This is a genomic window from Pseudidiomarina halophila, assembly GCF_003987215.1.
Lineage (GTDB): Bacteria > Pseudomonadota > Gammaproteobacteria > Enterobacterales > Alteromonadaceae > Pseudidiomarina > Pseudidiomarina halophila.
On the sequence record NZ_PIPW01000003.1, the window covers coordinates 347071 to 363756 of the forward strand.

A 16686-nucleotide genomic window follows, 5' to 3' on the forward strand; every position below is an offset into this window, starting at 1 on the left:
TATAACCTGAGGTTATGACTGCTGCTCGAGTAAGGCGCTCTGTACGAAAGGCAAAAATGCCTGGCTAAGTTTCGATAGTGGTTTAGCGGCCAGATGCAGCGCGCGTATTGGCACCTCAAGTGGTGGTTTCAGGGACGCTGTGGCTATACGTTCATCCGGGTTGCCCTGCGCCGAAATCGCATCGATAGTACAGCAGCCCAGGCCTTGGGCGACCATGCGCGCGGCAATGTAATAGGTATCGACCTGAATTATCGATGCGGTATCAACCCCGGCCTGATTGAGCTGTTGCCAGAGCAACTGACCGATAGGCCCACTATCCCAGATGGCAATCAACGACTGCGTGGAGAGGTCGGCATAGGTCAACGACTGGGGCTGGCTGGCGAAGGTATCACGCGGGTAAAGCACCTTTATTTCAGTGCTGCCAAGTTCGATAGCTTCAACGTTTGGATAACTCGGCGAGGCATAGAGCAACGCAAGTTCACAGTCACGCTCAACCAGGGCCTGCATGGCTTCATCATTGTGGATCGTTTGCAGCCGAAAACGCACCTTAGGGTAGTGCTGATTAAAGCGGGCAATGGCGACCGGGATAACGTTAAAGCCCAGCGCTGGCGTAATGGCTAAATCGATCAGGCCCTCATCATGACGCTGAATATTTTGTGCAAGCGCCTTAACGCTGTGCAACTGGCGATAAACCTGTTCCACCGCGGGAAACAACGCCAACGCTTCATCGGTGGGAAGCAACTTACCTTTTTCGCGTTTAAACAGGGCAAAACCAAGTTGTTGTTCCGCATGCCCTAAAGCTTTAGATACCGCGGGCTGGGAAATATGCAGCAGTTGCGCTGCCGCCGTCACGGATCCGGTCGTATAAATTGCATGAAAAACTTCAATGTGGCGTAAGCGCATAATATGGTGGTGAAAACCATCCAGTCGGCAAGCTAAGATACTGTCATTCTTGCATCGTTTTTAATCGTGAACAAGAACCACTAAGCCATGGTCGCGAACCGACAGGTACTCAACTTTCCCTGATTCATAGTGTACGGCAGCGACCAGTAGTTCGTCGCCATGGCGCATTACCGAAGAGGTAAGTAACCACTCACTGTTCACGGGTCCGTTTATGGGTAAGGGCGCTTCGTTACTGTTTAGGTAGCGCTTCAGCTCCTGCACCGTTGGCAGGCGCCAGTTTGCCTCGGCGTCGAGCTGGCCGATGGCGAGCTTGGCCTGGTTCCACTGCCACTGTTGCGCTTCGCCGGTACATTCGTTAGCCGTTAACGTCTGACCGAGCAGACACGGGTGCCATGTCAGCCCAGGCTGAGTCGCAGCGAGTAATGTGCGAAACATCAATGCAATCAGCATCAGACAATGACCTCAGAACTCTTTTAGCATGGCCCAGAAGATCCAGATCCAGCCGATAATAAAGCAAACCCCACCAATTGGTGTGACTGGACCAAAGAATTTGGCTCCGGTTAATGCCAGCAGATAGAGGCTACCTGAGAACAGAATAATACCGGCCAGCAACAACCAGCCACCGGTACGCAATCCGGTTGCCTGCGGATACGGAAGTAACAGCGCCGCGACCAGCAACAAACCCAGCGCATGATAAATCTGGTACTGTACTCCGGTTTGGAACACCGCAAGCATTTCCGGACTCAGTTTGCCTTTTAAACTATGTGCCCCAAATGCGCCAAGAATTACCCCAAGCGCCATATTGATTGCGCCTAACATTGCGAATAACTTCATACTATCCTTACTCATGAATTCTGATGAACGAAATCTTAATGTACCGCAAAAGGAGTCAAAATGCGTGTAGCAACAGCGGCCGAAGCCCTAAGTATTTTATCGGATAACGATGTCATCTGGTGTCAGTCAATGGCAGCCACCCCCTACAAGCTGCTGGAGGGGCTGGCAGAGATAGCACCGCAACGCCGCAATATGACGTTATTGCAGCTACACACGGAGCATAGCGAGTTATTGGGTGACCCCGCGCTCGCCGGGCATTTGCGGCAACGGGCATTTTTCGTCGGGAAATCGACGCGGGAAGCAGTAAACGAGGGCCTTGCCGATTATGTGCCGATTTTCCTGTCGGAGATCCCGAAGCTTTTCCGCTCAGGCGAACAACCCTTAGACGCTGTCCTTATTCAGGTTTCGCCACCCGACGCCCATGGCAATTGTAGCCTCGGTATTTCTGTGGAAGCGACCCGGGCGGCACTGCAAGTCGCTAAAAAAGTTATTGCCTGGGTAAATCCAAAAATGCCGCGTACCCATGGCGATTCCTTTGTTTCCATGTCCCGCATTGATCGTTTCTTTGAGTTCACTGCTGACATGCCATTGCACCAACGTCCGCAACAAAGTAAGACAACGTTGCGCATTGGCGAACGTGTGGCCGAACTCATCAATGATGGCGATTGCCTGCAAATGGGGATTGGCGCGATACCCGATGCCACTTTGGGTTGCCTTGGCAATCATCGTGATCTGGGGATTCATACGGAGATGTTTTCCGACGGTGTATTGCCGCTAGTGGCAAGTGGTGTGATCAATAATTCGCGCAAGCGTAAACATCGGGGACGGATTGTGACAACCTTTGCCATGGGCAGTCAGCAACTTTATGACTTCGTTGACGATAATCCGCAGGTTGCGTTTCTTGATGTTGAGTACACCAACGACACCTCGGTGATTCGTCAGAACAAGCAGGTGATGGCGATTAACAGTGCGTTGCAGGTCGATCTGACCGGGCAGGTTTGTGCCGATTCGATTGGCACACGGGTTTACTCTGGCGTTGGTGGGCAGATGGACTTTGTCCGGGGGGCCAGTTTATCTGAAGGCGGGCGTTCAGTTATTGCCTTACCCGCAACTGCTGCGGGAGGAAAGATTTCGCGCATTTCATCCATGCTCGCGCCTGGGGCCGGTGTCGTGACGACGCGTGCGCACGTGCATTATGTAGTGACCGAATATGGCGTGGCAAATCTGCGTGCCCGCAGTCTCAGCGAGCGCGCCGAAGCGCTTATCCATATTGCCGCCCCGCAATTTCGCGAACAGCTGGCCCGGGAAGCGCGTGACGATTGGGGGCTGCGTCTAACTATTTAGTTTTGTCGCTACTCTTTAGGGGGTACTCCCTTTGCGGTCGGGAGGCCCCTCCATTCCTTGATATCGATCAAACTCAGTCTATGCTCTAAGCTTAGAATGATATCAGTTAGTTATTAACTGATAGTCCATCAAGGAGGACATCTCATGTATCCCAATCTCAGCTCTCAGACGAAGTGGCGCATTTCACCGTTAGTGTTGTTTGGTGGTCTGGCTGCACTGTTTTTCTCAATTCAACCGGCCGTGGCCGATGAAAGCGGTAAAGAAGCCTACGCAAAACATTGCCAGGCCTGTCACCAGCCAACCGGCACAGGACTTCCGGGGGCTTTCCCGCCCTTAGCGAATAACCCTAATGTTAATAATAATCCTGAGTACGTGATTGCTACCATTTTACAGGGTAAGTCCGGGCCCCTTGAGGTAAATGGAAAAACGTACAACGCGGTGATGCCACCCATGCAGCACCTTAGTGATGAAACAGTTGCTGCCATTACCAACTATGTGCTTTCCAGTTGGGATAATTCCGGTACTACAGTAGACGATGATGATGTTGAAGCTATTCGCGCAAAATCAGGGCAGGGCGACCGTTCAGCGGGTAAACCCCATTCTGAAGCGACCGCAGCTGAACTCAGCTATAAAGGTGCGCCATCAGCGGTGAAAGGTGGCAAACAAGTGGTTTCGCCTGGCGCTCCGCCGATGACCGAAGGCGAATTCGCGCTGGCACAAGATCTCTATTTCCAGCGTTGTGCAGGTTGTCATGGGGTATTGCGCAAAGGGGCGACGGGCTTACCTTTGACACCGGATATCACGCAGGAGAAAGGCACCGACTACCTCAAGGCGTTGATTAATTATGGCTCACCCGGCGGCATGCCCAATTGGGGAACCTCGGGTGAACTAAGCGCTGAAGAAATTGATATTTTAGCGCGCTTTATTCAGCACGAGCCGCCAACTCCGCCTGAATGGGGAATGCCAGAAATGATGGCAAGTTGGGAAGTTCATGTCGCGCCAGAAGATCGGCCGGATGAGCCGCAGCACGATTACGACGTCGATAATATGTTCGCAGTAACGCTGCGCGATGCTGGTGAAGTGGCAATTATCGATGGTGCGAGCAAAAAAGTGCTGAACTACGTCGAGACCGGCTATGCCGTGCATATTTCGCGGGCCTCGAGTTCAGGGCGTTATTTCACCACAATTGGCCGTGATGGAAAAATCGACCTCATCGATTTGTATATGTCACCACCCCAAGTTGTTGCTGAAGTAAAAGTAGGCCTGGAAGCACGTTCCGTTGAGAACTCGCGTTACAAAGGGTACGAAGACGAAATCGCAATTGCTGGCGCGTACTGGCCACCGCACTTTGTGCTGATGGATGGTAAAACATTGGAACCGCGTAAAATTGTCTCGACGCGTGGAATGACCGTCGATACTCAGGAATATCACCCGGAACCGCGGGTAGCTGCCATTGTCGGTTCGCACAAGCACCCTGAGTTTATCGTCAATGTGAAAGAGACGGGTCAGATTAAACTGGTGAATTATTCCGATATCGATAATTTGCAAATCACGACCATTGACGCCGCACCATTTTTGCATGATGGCGGCTGGGATCGTTCCGGGCGCTATTTCCTGACTGCAGCGAATGAGAACGACACCATTGCTGTGGTGGATGCGCTGGAACGTGAATTGGAAGCGTTGATTCCGGTCGACCGGATCCCACATCCAGGTCGCGGTGCTAACTTCATCGATCCTGAACACGGTCCGGTGTGGGCGACTAGTGCCTTGGGTAATGCCAATATCACGCTGATTGGCACTGATCCGGAAAACTATCCTGACAATGCCTTTAAAGTGGTACGGATACTCGAAGGCCAGGGTGGTGGCTCGTTGTTTATTAAAACGCATCCGAAATCAACCAATTTGTGGGTCGATACACCACTAAACCCGGATAGCGATATTGCACAATCTGTTGCGGTATTCGATATCAATAACTTTGCGGCTGGTTTTGATGTATTACCGATTGCCGAGTGGGCGGACTTAGGACCGGGTCCAAAACGTATTGTTCAGCCCGAATATAATAGGGCTGGAGATGAAGTTTGGTTCTCAGTCTGGAGTGGCATGGAAGAAGAATCTGCCATCGTTATCGTTGACGATAAAACCCGTAAACTGAAGCACGTGATCAAAGGCGATAAAATTGTCACCCCAACGGGTAAGTTCAATAACTACAACACGCGTAACGAGGTGTATTAATGCGCGATTCGCACAACAGGCTAAGGATTGTCTGTGGCGCGTTCATGTTCGCGGTGGTCGGTACGGCCACCGCGCAACAAAACAGCACAGAGTCAGAATCAGAAATTCATCCAGATGAAATCATCACCGTTGTCGCCCACCGTCAGGCTCGTGCATTAAGCGAAGTTGCCGGCACGGTTTCGGTGCTGAGTGACGCCGAACTTGAGCGAAATCTGGTATTTAACGCCAGCGATTTAATTCGCTATGAAATGGGAGTTGAGCTTGATGACAGTTCTAATCGCTTTGGTTACAGCGGTTTCCGTATTCGCGGTGTTGGTGGTAACCGCACCGCCATCGTCGTCGATCAAGTAGCTATCGCCGACCGTTTTGCGGTTGGGAGTTTTTCTGACACCGGTCGTGGTCTGCTTGATTTAGGCTTGGCCAATCGGGTGGAGATTCTTCGGGGGCCAGCATCCACGCTATACGGTAGTGATGCTCTGGGTGGAGTAGTTGCTGTGCATACCCTTGATCCTGATGATGTGCTCATCACCTCGGAGCGTGGCACCCGACTGCGCTTAGGTTACGGTTCGGATGCGGATCGTGGTTACGGGCGGGTAGCGACTGCATTCAGTTCCGGGGACCATAGTGTATTGCTGGCTGGCGCCGCGAAGGTACGGCACGAGCTGGAAGCTAAGGGCAGTCCTGAAACCGTTCTTGATCCGCAGGACATCCAACAAACCGGCGGCTTGTTAAAGTGGAACTATTTGAGCAACTACGGTGAAGTTCAGTTGAGCTTTGATGCATTACGAGAAGAGCGGGAAACCCAGGTCCGCCACAGTTTAGGTACTGGCCGGCAGGCTTCCACCACAGCTCTTTTTGGTGATGATGAACGCTACGAATGGCGTAGCATTTTACGTATTGCCACAGATCCTAATGCATTCTCTGAACGAGGGGAGTGGCGGGTTTTTGCCCAACAAGCCCAGACCCGACAAAACTCATTTGAAGAACGAGGACTGCTGGCAGAACCGCTGTCGATTTATCGCGGTTTTCGATACGACTATTCCAGTTACGGTTTTGCCGCTGACCTGGAAAGCGATCATCAGTTGGCGGGATTGCAACAACGGCTGGGTTATGGCTTCGAATGGACCCGAGCAGAAGTCTGGGATGAGCGCGACGCGTGGCAGTTTAATCAAAGCACGCAACGAACCACCAAAACTCTGCTTGGCGAAACCTTTCCACTGCGGGATTTTCCCCGTACTGAGATTAGCGAGTTAGGTCTTTACTTACACGATGAAATTCGTTTGTGGCAAGATGGGCCTGTAGTCAGCCCGGGCTTACGCTATGAGTACTACGATTTAGAAACCCAGCGCGATGTAGTGTTCAGTAGCCGCTATCCTGACACTGAAGTAACCGACCTTACGCATACCGCATGGCTGCCGAAGTTAGGTGTGCTCTGGCCCTTAAATGAGCAAGCCGAATGGTTTGCGCAATATGCCCGAGGCTATCGTGCGCCACCATTTGCTGATGTAAATGTGGGCTTGTACTACCCGCAGTTTCGCGTACTTGCTATCGCCAACCCGGATCTCAAGCCGGAACGTGGTTACACCTTTGAAACTGGCCTCCGCTGGCGCTCCAACGACACCCGTTTGAGTCTGACGGCGTACCATAATCGCTTTAGTGATTTTATCGACAGCCGCGCTGCACAGGGATTTGACCCGCAGCGGCAACTGCTTATCTTTCAATCGGTCAATCGCGACAAAGTGGTGATTGAGGGGCTTGAATTAAGCTGGCATCAGCAATGGCAACGCAGCTGGTCATCTGAGGTATGGGTCGATTACAGTCGCGGCGAAGACCGCAATACCGGCCGCGATATACCATCGGTGAGTCCACCCTCGATGCTGGCCGAGGTACATTACCAGGCACCTTCCGGAGCCTGGGAGTCGCGACTGATTTTGCGCGCACAACAAGGGCAAAAACAACTCTTTAATGCCGACGACGAAGCACTGTTTGCTGCGCCGGGCTATGCAACGGTGGATTGGCTGCTGCAATGGTATCCCCGGGACCAGCTGCAACTGGGCTTCGGATTGTTTAACCTGACCGATCGACGCTACTGGAACAACGCGCAGGTAAGTAATTACCCACAAGATGATCCTATTGTGCCAATTCTTTCTGCTGCAGGTCGCAATGTTCGGGCAACGTTGAACTATAGTTTTTAGTGAAAAATACGAAAATTTTATTGACAAGACTGCCATTCGCCTCTATATCGTCAGTGTCGCTAAAAGGCGAACGAATTTCCCTGTAGTTGTTGGTCTGGAGGAAGGCACAAAATGGCAACGATGAACCGTGATCAAATCACCAAGAAGACGTTTAACGACTTCAAAAACTATCCGTATGGATTTGCCCGTTCTGGTGACTTTTCAATTCGCGAAAGTGAATTGCTGAGCAAGCATGGTAGCTTGATTGCAGCACTGATCAATGGCGATGCGGAGCCTATGTCAGCAGAAGAACAATCTATGCTCGCCGTTGCTCGCGGTGAGAAAGCAGCGGAATCGCCGATCGAAAAAGCCTGGTCAAAATATCAGGCTCGTATCAATCGGCCGAAGGTTGGCAGCATGTACGGCCGTAGTCGTTACACCGACGAAGCTTTTGAAGTCGCAAGTAGCGATGACGACGATTTAGTCGTTGAAGATTAATAAAAAAACCGCGTGCGGATAAACCTGCACGCGGTTTTTAATTCCATCAATAGGTTTACTGTTCGCGCGCAATCGCCCGGTGCGCAATATCAGTGCGGTAATACGCATCTTCCCACTTGATCTTACTGACGCCTGCATAGGCTTTTTGTTGCGCCAGTTGTACGCTGTCAGCGATAGCTGTGACACATAGCACCCGCCCGCCTGAGGTTACAATCGACCCGTCCTGCAAACGCTTGGTGCCCGCGTGGAAGACTTTAGTGTCATTGGTGTCAGCTTCAGCCAGGCCTGCAATCGCTTTGCCTTTTGCGTAGTTATCCGGGTAGCCGCCAGCAGCCATAACAACGCCCACGGTTGCCCGCGGATCAAAGTCAATGACCTGTTGCTCCAGCTGCTTATCGCAGGCGGCAAGACAAAGTTCAACCAAATCTGATTGTAAGCGCATCATGATAGGCTGAGTTTCCGGATCGCCGAACCGGCAATTGTACTCAAGCACTTTAGCGGTGCCGTCGGGTGCGATCATCAAGCCAGCGTAAAGGAATCCTGTGTACGGGTGGCCTTCGGCAGCCATGCCTTCCACCGTTGGTGCAATCACATGGTCCATGACCCAGTTATGTACGTCAGGTGTCACTACAGGTGCCGGCGAGTAGGCGCCCATGCCACCCGTATTAGGACCTTTATCACCGTCGTCACGTGCCTTGTGATCCTGGCTGCTGGCAAAGGCTAACGCAGTCTTACCATCTACCATCACGATAAAACTGGCTTCCTCGCCAACCAGAAACTCTTCAATAACGACACGACTACCCGCATCGCCAAAGCGATTTCCTGCCAGCATGTCGTCAATCGCCGCAAATGCCTGAGCTTCGGTTTCGGCAATAATGACGCCTTTACCCGCAGCCAGACCGTCGGCTTTGATGACAATAGGCGTACCCTGTTCACGGACATACGCCTTAGCGTCGTCAACCACAGTGAACGTACCGTAGGCTGCCGTTGGGATAGAGTGCCGGGCGAGAAAGTCCTTGCTGAAAGCTTTGGAACCTTCCAGTTGTGCAGCACCCTGGGTGGGGCCAAAGATCTTCAGATCGGCCTTGTTGAAACGGTCAACGATGCCAGCGACTAACGGTGCTTCAGGGCCAACAATGGTTAGTCCTACCGCGTTTTGCTGGGCAAAAGTCAGGAGACCCTCGATATCATCGGCCGCAAGGTCAACATTCTCCAGTTTTAATTCGGTGGCGGTACCGGCATTACCGGGCGCCACAAACACAGTCTCTACCAACGGCGACTGCGCCGCTTTCCATGCTAACGCATGTTCACGGCCACCGCCGCCAATCACAAGTACATTCATGTCGTTTCGGACTCTCTTGTTTTGCTTATGAAGATGATTCAGGTTTCTTAAATTTCAGGGTAAAGCGGTCACTCTCGCCAATTGCCAGGTAACGCTCAAGATCTTCCTCGCCAAGACCTAAGGTCGGCGGCAAAGTCCAGACGCCACGCGGATAATCAGCGGTATCGTCGGGATTAGCATTGATGTCGCTCGCACCAACAAACTCAAAACCAGCAGCTTCAGCAGCATCAATCGCAAGACTTTGCTTCATGTAGCCAGAGCTATCCATGTGGGTGTCCGGACGGTCTTCAGGTAGCCGGTGATCAACTACCCCAAGAATACCGCCGGGTTTGAGCGCAGTATAAAAAGTTTCAAACGCTGCTTGAACGCCATCAGTGCCAGAGTTCATGTACCAGTTATGCAGGTTGCGGAAGGTCAGCACCCGATCGGCACTGCCGGCAGGGGCAATTTCGCTATCCGCATTTGGTGCAAATTCAGTAATGATAACGTCACTAAAGGCTGGATCATTGGCAACCCGCTCGGCAAATTGCTCACGTGAACTGACGTAATAATCGCGTGTTTCAGATTGCGCAAAATGAGCTGCGTAGAGCTGTCCATTTTCTTTTAAGTAAGGTGCCAGAATCTCGGTATACCAACCACTACCTGGCCAAATTTCAACCACGGTCATGTCAGGCTCTACCTCGAAGAAACGCAGTGTCTCGACCGGGTTACGGTAAATATCGCGTTTGAGGTTATTCGCGCTACGGGCTGGATTGTCATTTACGGCTTGTTCCAGCGTCATGGAGCCAGCTGAAGATTCAGTAGTTGTGTCGTTGTTTGAGCCGTCAGAGCAAGCTGCCAGCATTAGTGCACTGGCAGCTACAGTTAATAGTGCAAAGAAGTTCTTCATTTCATTATCCTTCCTATGTCTTAAGGTCTGTCTAATCGTAGACGCAGGATAGCTTCTCGGCAACGTAATTAATGGCGAAAATGACGCATTCCGGTAAATACCATGGCGATACCATGCTCATCCGCGGCCTGAATGATTTCTTCGTCACGAATTGAGCCGCCTGGTTGGATAATGGCTTTAACACCTGCAGCTGCAGCTGCATCAATGCCATCGCGGAACGGGAAGAACGCGTCAGACGCCATAACACTACCGGCAACTTCCAGGTTTTCATCGGCGGCTTTGATACCGGCAATTTTGGCACTGTAGACGCGGCTCATCTGGCCGGCACCCACACCTATGGTCATGCCATCTTTGGCGTACACAATAGCGTTGGATTTGACAAACTTAGCGACTTTCCAGCAAAACAGTAGGTCTTGCAGCTGCGCCGCGTCGGGCTGAGCTTTGCTGACCACCCGCAGATCCGCTTCGGTAATTGCGCCAAGGTCGTTGTCTTGCACTAGCAGGCCACCATTGACCCGTTTGAAGTCAAAGTCCGGCGTCCGTTCGCTTGGCCATTGTCCAGATGCTAACAACCGTACATTGGTTTTACTCGCAACCACCTGTTGGGCTGCTTCGGTGACCACAGGTGCAATAATCACCTCGACAAACTGGCGTTCGATAATGGCTTTTGCGGTGGCCTCATCCAGTTCCCGGTTAAATGCAATAATGCCGCCAAAGGCCGACGTCGGATCGGTTTTGAAAGCACGGTCGTAAGCGTCTAAGCACGATGTCCCAATAGCCACACCACATGGGTTCGCATGTTTGACAATAACGCAGGCCGGCTCAGCGAAAGACTTCACACACTCTAATGCAGCGTCTGTGTCGGCGATATTGTTAAAGGACAGCTCCTTGCCCTGCAATTGCACGGCGGTGGCAACAGAGGCCTCATGAGGCTGCGCTTCGACATAAAATGCGGCCTGTTGATGACTGTTCTCGCCGTAACGTAAATCCTGTTTCTTCTCAAACTGTGCGTTGAAGGTGCGTGGGAACTTACTTTTCTGCTGCGGCAAGCGGGCGCCGAAATAGTTCGCAATCATACCGTCGTATTGCGCGGTGTGTTCAAACGCACGAATAGCAAGGTCAAAACGGGTATCGAAGGTCAAACTGTTGTCATGGGCGTCCATTTCAGCAATAACGCGGTCATAATCGCGGGCATTGACCACAATAGTGACGTCCTGATGGTTCTTGGCCGCAGCACGAACCATAGTTGGTCCGCCAATGTCGATGTTCTCGACGGCATCCTGGTGTGAGCAATTGGGATCAGCAACGGTAGCGGCGAAGGGATACAGATTAACAACGACCATATCAATGGCTGCGATATCCTGTTCCTGCATCACGTTTTCATCTTTGCCGCGACGGCCGAGAATACCACCGTGAATTTTCGGATGCAGGGTCTTGACCCGGCCATCCATGATCTCCGGCTGACCGGTATGTTCGGAAACATCGGTCACTGTGATTTCGTGGTCGCGCAGCAGCCGGGCGGTGCCACCGGTCGATAAGATTTGTACACCACGTTGTTGCAGAGCGCGGGCAAATTCGACAATGCCGGTTTTATCGGAAACACTAAGAAGAGCGCGTTGAATTGGTCGAAATTCCATCATGGTCACCATTAAGAATCACTAAACGTTTAGTTGGAAAGTTTGGTTTGTGCAAACAAAAAAGAGCACACGAGGCGCTCTTTTTCAGGGGCACTTAGTTCATGCCGTATTTTTTCAACTTCTTGCGCAGCGTACCGCGGTTGATACCTAACATGGTCGCGGCACGGGTTTGATTACCACGCGTATAGGTCATGACCTCTTCCAGCAGCGGCGCTTCAAGCTCAGCGAGCACTAACTCGTACAGCTCTTCCGGATCTTGTCCATCAAGCTGTTTCAGGAATGAGTTCATTGCTTGCTTTACTGAATCACGCAGCGGCTTCGGCTGGGCGTTATTACCAATCGTCGTGAAAGGTGAAACACGGTCACGATTTCCATTTTGATCAAACATAGGTGCGCTCTGTCTCTTCTAAGTTTACTGAGTTAAAAAACGTCGCCAGGACATCGAGTTGCTCGGTCGCTGACTCGATAGCCACAAACTGACGGCGAAATTCTGCTGCTGGCTGCTGCTGTTGCAAGTACCAACCAACATGTTTTCGGGCAATCCGGACACCACTGAATTCGCCATAATGGTCATGTAACCTGCGTACATGGTTAATGACCACTTTGCTGACTTCAGTGTTATCCGGTTTTGCCAGCTGTTCGCCAGTTGCCAGGAAATGCGCAATCTCGCGAAACAGCCAGGGATTACCTTGAGCACTGCGGCCGATCATGACAGCGTCGGCGCCCGTGTAATCGAGAACTTCCCGGGCTTTCTCTGGTGAACTGATGTCGCCATTAGCGACAACGGGTATGGATACCGCGCGCTTAATCGCGCGAATGGTATCGTACTCGGCTTCACCTTTATACATACAAGCCCGTGTACGGCCATGCACCGCCAGCGATTGAATACCTGCTTGCTCGGCAAGCTTTGCTATTTCAACGCCGTTGCGATGCCCGACATCCCAACCTGTACGGATCTTCAGCGTGACAGGGACAGTTACTGCAGCCACCACCGCATGCAAAATCTCTTGCACCAGCTCGGGGTATTGCAATAAAGCTGAACCCGCCATCTTCTTATTAACCTTTTTTGCCGGGCACCCCATGTTGATATCAATAATCTGCGCGCCGTTTGCAACATTATGTTGTGCAGCAGCAGCCATCAATTCCGGTTCGCACCCAGCGATTTGTACAGCTTTTATACCTGGCTCGTCAGCATGGCCCATGCGTTTTTGTGACTTTGTCGTCTGCCACACGCGTGGGTTGCTTGAGAGCATTTCGGATACGGTCAGGCCAGCCCCCAGTTCCTTGCATAACTGCCGGAAAGGTAGGTCTGTGACGCCTGCCATAGGCGCCAGGATAACTGGATTATCTAATTGATATGGTCCGATCCGCATCGGTTAAAAACTGTTCAACTCAAGGGTCGGAAATTTTAGGGAATTTGGCGCCGAAAGAAAAGGCTGTAATTTGTACAAAAGCCGCCTTTTTTGCACTTTTTCCACTTGACAATTGTGTGACAATCTAATGATTGCGGTGCGCGTGGAGCATCACCCATTCGTCTTGCAACTGCGGCTTGCTAAACGCAAAGTTCGGCTGGTAAGCTGCCTGTACCTGCTCGATCTGTCGTTGCAGGATACCGGACATCACCAGCTGCCCATTTTCGTCAACATAGCCCTGGATAATATCCGCAAGCTCCTGTAATGGACCGGCGAGTACGTTAGCAAGGACAATATCTGCTGCCAGGCTGGGTTGGTTACTTGGCAAGTAGACTTCTAACTTGTCAGCGACGCCATTGCGTTCCGCGTTATCTTTGCTGGCAATCAACGCTTGCTGGTCAATATCGATACCAATTGCCCGTTCCGCACCCAGTAACAGCGCGGCAATCGCCAGAATGCCTGAACCACAACCAAAGTCGACGACGGTTTTGCCGGTTAAGTCCTGGCCATCAAGCCAAGTCAGGCATAAAGCTGTGGTCGGATGGGTGCCGGTACCGAATGCCATGCCCGGGTCGAGCATGATATTGACTGCTTCTGGCTCGGGAACGTCCCGCCAGCTGGGACAAACCCATAGCCGCCGACCGAAGCGGATCGGATGAAAATTATCCATCCATTCCCGTTCCCAGTCTTTGTCTTCAAGTTGATCGGTTTTGTAGTTAAATGTCTCGTTGAAGTAACGTGACTTACGTAAATTATCGAGCACCGGAGCAAGATCCGTCTCGGCCGGGAAGAGTCCCGTAACCAGCGTTTCCTGCCAATAGAGTACTTCACCCAACGGAGGCTCAAAAATAGGATTGTCTTGTGCATCGCGGTAGGTAACAGCGAGTGCGCCATTGCCTTGCAGCATGTCACCGACCAGCGGTGCATGCTGCTCAGGCGCAGAAACCGTAAGCTGAATCCATGGCATGGGTATTAATGACCACCCATACCAAGTTTTTTCTCCAGATAGTGGATATTGGTCCCACCATGCTGGAAGTTTTCATCAGCCATAATATCTTTCTGTAATGGCACGTTGGTCTTGATGCCTTCGATGATAAGTTCGCTTAACGCGTTACGCATACGCGCGATGGCGACGTCACGATTTTCACCGTAGGTGATCAATTTACCAATCATAGAGTCGTAATTCGGCGGCACGCGGTAATCTGCATACACATGAGAGTCCCAACGTACGCCCAGACCACCTGGTGGATGGAAGCGATTGATTAACCCCGGTGATGGGACAAAAGTGTCAGGGTCTTCGGCATTAATACGACACTCAACGGCATGCCCGCGAATGACCACGTCTTCTTGCGAGAATGACAGCGGTCGCCCGGCGGCGATGCGCAGTTGTTCTTTGACCAGGTCAATACCGGTAACCATTTCGGTGACTGGATGCTCAACCTGAATCCGGGTATTCATTTCAATGAAGTAGAATTCACCATTTTCGTACAGGAACTCAAAGGTACCGGCGCCGCGATAACCAATTTCCAGACAGGCTTTGGCGCAACGTTCGCCGATAAACTTGCGCATCTCCGGAGTAATACCCGGTGCTGGTGCTTCTTCAACAACCTTTTGATGACGGCGTTGCATGGAGCAATCGCGTTCACCTAAATAGACCGCATTACCCTGGCCATCTGCCAATACCTGGATCTCAATATGGCGCGGATTTTCCAGGAATTTCTCCATGTAAACCATGGAGTTGCCAAAGGCTGCACCGGCTTCTGCTTTGGTGGTGCTGATGGCGCGAACCAGTTCTTCTTCTTTACGAACCACGCGCATACCGCGGCCACCACCGCCGCCAGCGGCTTTGACGATGACCGGATAACCAATGCGCTTAGCGACTTTCATATTGGTTTGTTCATCGTCGTCTAATGGACCGCCAGAGCCAGGTACGCAGGGTACACCAGCCTTTTTCATGGCTTCAATGGCAGATACCTTATCACCCATTAAGCGGATCACATCAGCGGTAGGTCCGACGAAAACGAACCCTGAATTTTCTACCTGCTCGGCAAAGTCTGCGTTTTCCGCCAGAAAGCCGTAGCCAGGATGTATCGCTGCCGCATCAGTGATTTCAGCGGCACTGATGATGCGTGGAATATTCAAATAACTTTCATTGGCTGGCGCATTACCGATGCAGATCGATTCATCAGCAAGTAACACATGCTTCAGATTACGATCGATGGTGGAGTGCACCGCCACAGTTTTAATGCCGAGTTCTTTGCAGGCGCGCAGTATACGCAGCGCAATTTCGCCTCGGTTTGCAATGACAACCTTATCTAACATGATGATGTCCCGAATTGATGCATTTACTCGATCACGAACAATGGCTGATCGAATTCTACCGGCTCGCCGTTTTCGACCAGGATTTGCTTGACCACGCCGCCTTTGTCAGCTTCGATTTGGTTCATCATCTTCATTGCTTCGACGATACAGAGAGTTTCACCAGCTTTTACTTGCTGGCCGACGGAAACAAAATCACTGGCACCCGGTGCAGGTGCAGCGTAAAAGGTGCCGACCATAGGGGAACGTACGATGTGGCCAGTTATTTCTGGTTCTGCAGCTTCAGCGGCAGGCGCTGCCGGGACTGGAGCCGCGGGCGCAGCGTGCTGTGGCATTGGTGCCGCATACTGCATTGGTTGTGCCATCTGGCTACTGCCGCGATGAATTCGTACTGATTCTTCGCCTTCGGTGATTTCTAATTCGGCGATGCCTGACTCTTCGACCAGTTCAATCAGCTTCTTTATTTTACGAATATCCATGATCTGTTATGACCCCATACTAATGTAGTTATTTAGATTGATGCTGTTGTAGTTTTGAGACTGCAGCTTGCAAGGCAAGTTCATAACCCTGCGCGCCGAAGCCGCAAATAACCCCTACAGCTAATTCGGCAAGATACGAGTGGCGGCGAAAAACTTCGCGCGCATGAATGTTTGAAAGATGCACTTCGATAAACGGAATTTTTACTCCGGCCAGTGCATCACGCAGCGCGATACTGGTATGCGTATAGGCTGCAGGATTGATAATAATGAAATCGACTTTGCTGCCGGCAGCTTCGTGAATCCATTCGATCAGCTCGTGCTCAGCGTTTGACTGACGGCAGTCGAGGGTGACACCGACTGCTTCTGCGCGATGTCGCAGATTACCTTCAATGTGCGACAGTGTTTCTGAACCATAGATGTCCGGCTCCCGCTGACCAAGAAGGTTCAGGTTAGGGCCGTTTAACAACATAATTCGATACGTATGTTTAGTATTTTCTGTCATATTGCTGCGATCTGCTGCGAAGTTGTCAGGTTTTTGAAAAAATGAAGGAATCACACTGGATTCCGGATTTTTTTCATCGGTAACTTGGCATTATAGTTAATATGAGTGAAAACGCAGCAAA

At 51.5% G+C, this 16686-nt stretch carries 16 protein-coding genes; 4 read left to right on the plus strand and 12 right to left on the minus strand.

Annotated elements, in window-relative coordinates:
• Positions 1 to 12 precede the first annotated feature (12 nt).
• The 3 genes from CWI69_RS10655 to CWI69_RS10665 are packed head-to-tail and all read right to left on the minus strand — an operon-like array spanning position 13 to position 1737.
• Entirely contained in the window at positions 13 to 903 is an 891-nt protein-coding gene (locus CWI69_RS10655; protein WP_126764195.1) for a LysR family transcriptional regulator, read from the minus strand.
• Positions 904 to 963: 60 nt separating this feature from the next.
• On the minus strand, positions 964 to 1353 hold the full coding sequence (locus CWI69_RS10660; protein WP_126764196.1) for an Lcl C-terminal domain-containing protein: 390 nt from the start codon (positions 1351 to 1353) through the stop codon (positions 964 to 966).
• 12 nt (positions 1354 to 1365) lie between these two features.
• Positions 1366 to 1737, minus strand: coding sequence for a DUF423 domain-containing protein (locus CWI69_RS10665; protein ID WP_126764198.1), 372 nt, complete (start codon positions 1735 to 1737; stop codon positions 1366 to 1368).
• A gap of 60 nt (positions 1738 to 1797) precedes the next feature.
• On the opposite strand from CWI69_RS10665, the gene CWI69_RS10670 reads away from it, so the two are divergent.
• The 4 genes from CWI69_RS10670 (at position 1798) to CWI69_RS10685 (ending at position 7985) form a co-directional block, all read left to right on the plus strand.
• Positions 1798 to 3081 (plus strand): acetyl-CoA hydrolase/transferase family protein, encoded by a 1284-nt coding sequence (locus CWI69_RS10670; RefSeq protein WP_126764200.1) that lies wholly within the window; start codon positions 1798 to 1800, stop codon positions 3079 to 3081.
• 144 nt (positions 3082 to 3225) lie between these two features.
• Positions 3226 to 5313, plus strand: coding sequence for a cytochrome D1 domain-containing protein (locus CWI69_RS10675; protein ID WP_126764201.1), 2088 nt, complete (start codon positions 3226 to 3228; stop codon positions 5311 to 5313).
• Positions 5313 to 7508, plus strand: a complete 2196-nt coding sequence (locus tag CWI69_RS10680) for a TonB-dependent receptor (protein ID WP_126764203.1) — start codon at positions 5313 to 5315, stop codon at positions 7506 to 7508. The genes CWI69_RS10675 and CWI69_RS10680 overlap by 1 nt, the downstream gene beginning before the upstream one ends.
• A 111-nt stretch (positions 7509 to 7619) precedes the next feature.
• On the plus strand, positions 7620 to 7985 hold the full coding sequence (locus tag CWI69_RS10685) for a MaoP family protein (protein ID WP_126764204.1): 366 nt from the start codon (positions 7620 to 7622) through the stop codon (positions 7983 to 7985).
• 55 nt (positions 7986 to 8040) lie between these two features.
• On the opposite strand, the gene purD is transcribed toward CWI69_RS10685, so the two are convergent.
• From purD to aroQ, 9 genes are all read right to left on the minus strand, one after another.
• Entirely contained in the window at positions 8041 to 9327 is a 1287-nt protein-coding gene (purD, locus tag CWI69_RS10690) for a phosphoribosylamine--glycine ligase (protein ID WP_126764206.1), read from the minus strand.
• Between the two features lie 25 nt (positions 9328 to 9352).
• Positions 9353 to 10216: a class I SAM-dependent methyltransferase gene (locus tag CWI69_RS10695; RefSeq protein WP_126764207.1), complete on the minus strand. Its 864-nt coding sequence runs from the start codon at positions 10214 to 10216 to the stop codon at positions 9353 to 9355.
• A 68-nt stretch (positions 10217 to 10284) separates the two neighbouring features.
• A complete protein-coding gene (gene purH / locus CWI69_RS10700; protein ID WP_126764208.1) occupies positions 10285 to 11856 on the minus strand; it encodes a bifunctional phosphoribosylaminoimidazolecarboxamide formyltransferase/IMP cyclohydrolase in 1572 nt (523 codons plus the stop codon).
• Positions 11857 to 11947: 91 nt separating this feature from the next.
• Positions 11948 to 12241 (minus strand): DNA-binding transcriptional regulator Fis, encoded by a 294-nt coding sequence (gene fis, locus CWI69_RS10705; RefSeq protein WP_126764210.1) that lies wholly within the window; start codon positions 12239 to 12241, stop codon positions 11948 to 11950.
• Positions 12234 to 13226 (minus strand): tRNA dihydrouridine synthase DusB, encoded by a 993-nt coding sequence (gene dusB, locus CWI69_RS10710; protein ID WP_126764211.1) that lies wholly within the window; start codon positions 13224 to 13226, stop codon positions 12234 to 12236. The genes fis and dusB overlap by 8 nt, the downstream gene beginning before the upstream one ends.
• 124 nt (positions 13227 to 13350) lie before the next feature.
• Positions 13351 to 14232, minus strand: coding sequence for a 50S ribosomal protein L11 methyltransferase (gene prmA, locus CWI69_RS10715; RefSeq protein ID WP_126764212.1), 882 nt, complete (start codon positions 14230 to 14232; stop codon positions 13351 to 13353).
• Between the two features lie 5 nt (positions 14233 to 14237).
• Positions 14238 to 15587, minus strand: a complete 1350-nt coding sequence (accC, locus tag CWI69_RS10720; protein ID WP_126764214.1) for an acetyl-CoA carboxylase biotin carboxylase subunit — start codon at positions 15585 to 15587, stop codon at positions 14238 to 14240.
• 23 nt (positions 15588 to 15610) lie between these two features.
• Positions 15611 to 16063 (minus strand): acetyl-CoA carboxylase biotin carboxyl carrier protein, encoded by a 453-nt coding sequence (accB, locus tag CWI69_RS10725; RefSeq protein ID WP_126764215.1) that lies wholly within the window; start codon positions 16061 to 16063, stop codon positions 15611 to 15613.
• Positions 16064 to 16091: 28 nt separating this feature from the next.
• On the minus strand, positions 16092 to 16565 hold the full coding sequence (aroQ, locus tag CWI69_RS10730; RefSeq protein ID WP_126764217.1) for a type II 3-dehydroquinate dehydratase: 474 nt from the start codon (positions 16563 to 16565) through the stop codon (positions 16092 to 16094).
• Positions 16566 to 16686 lie beyond the last annotated feature (121 nt).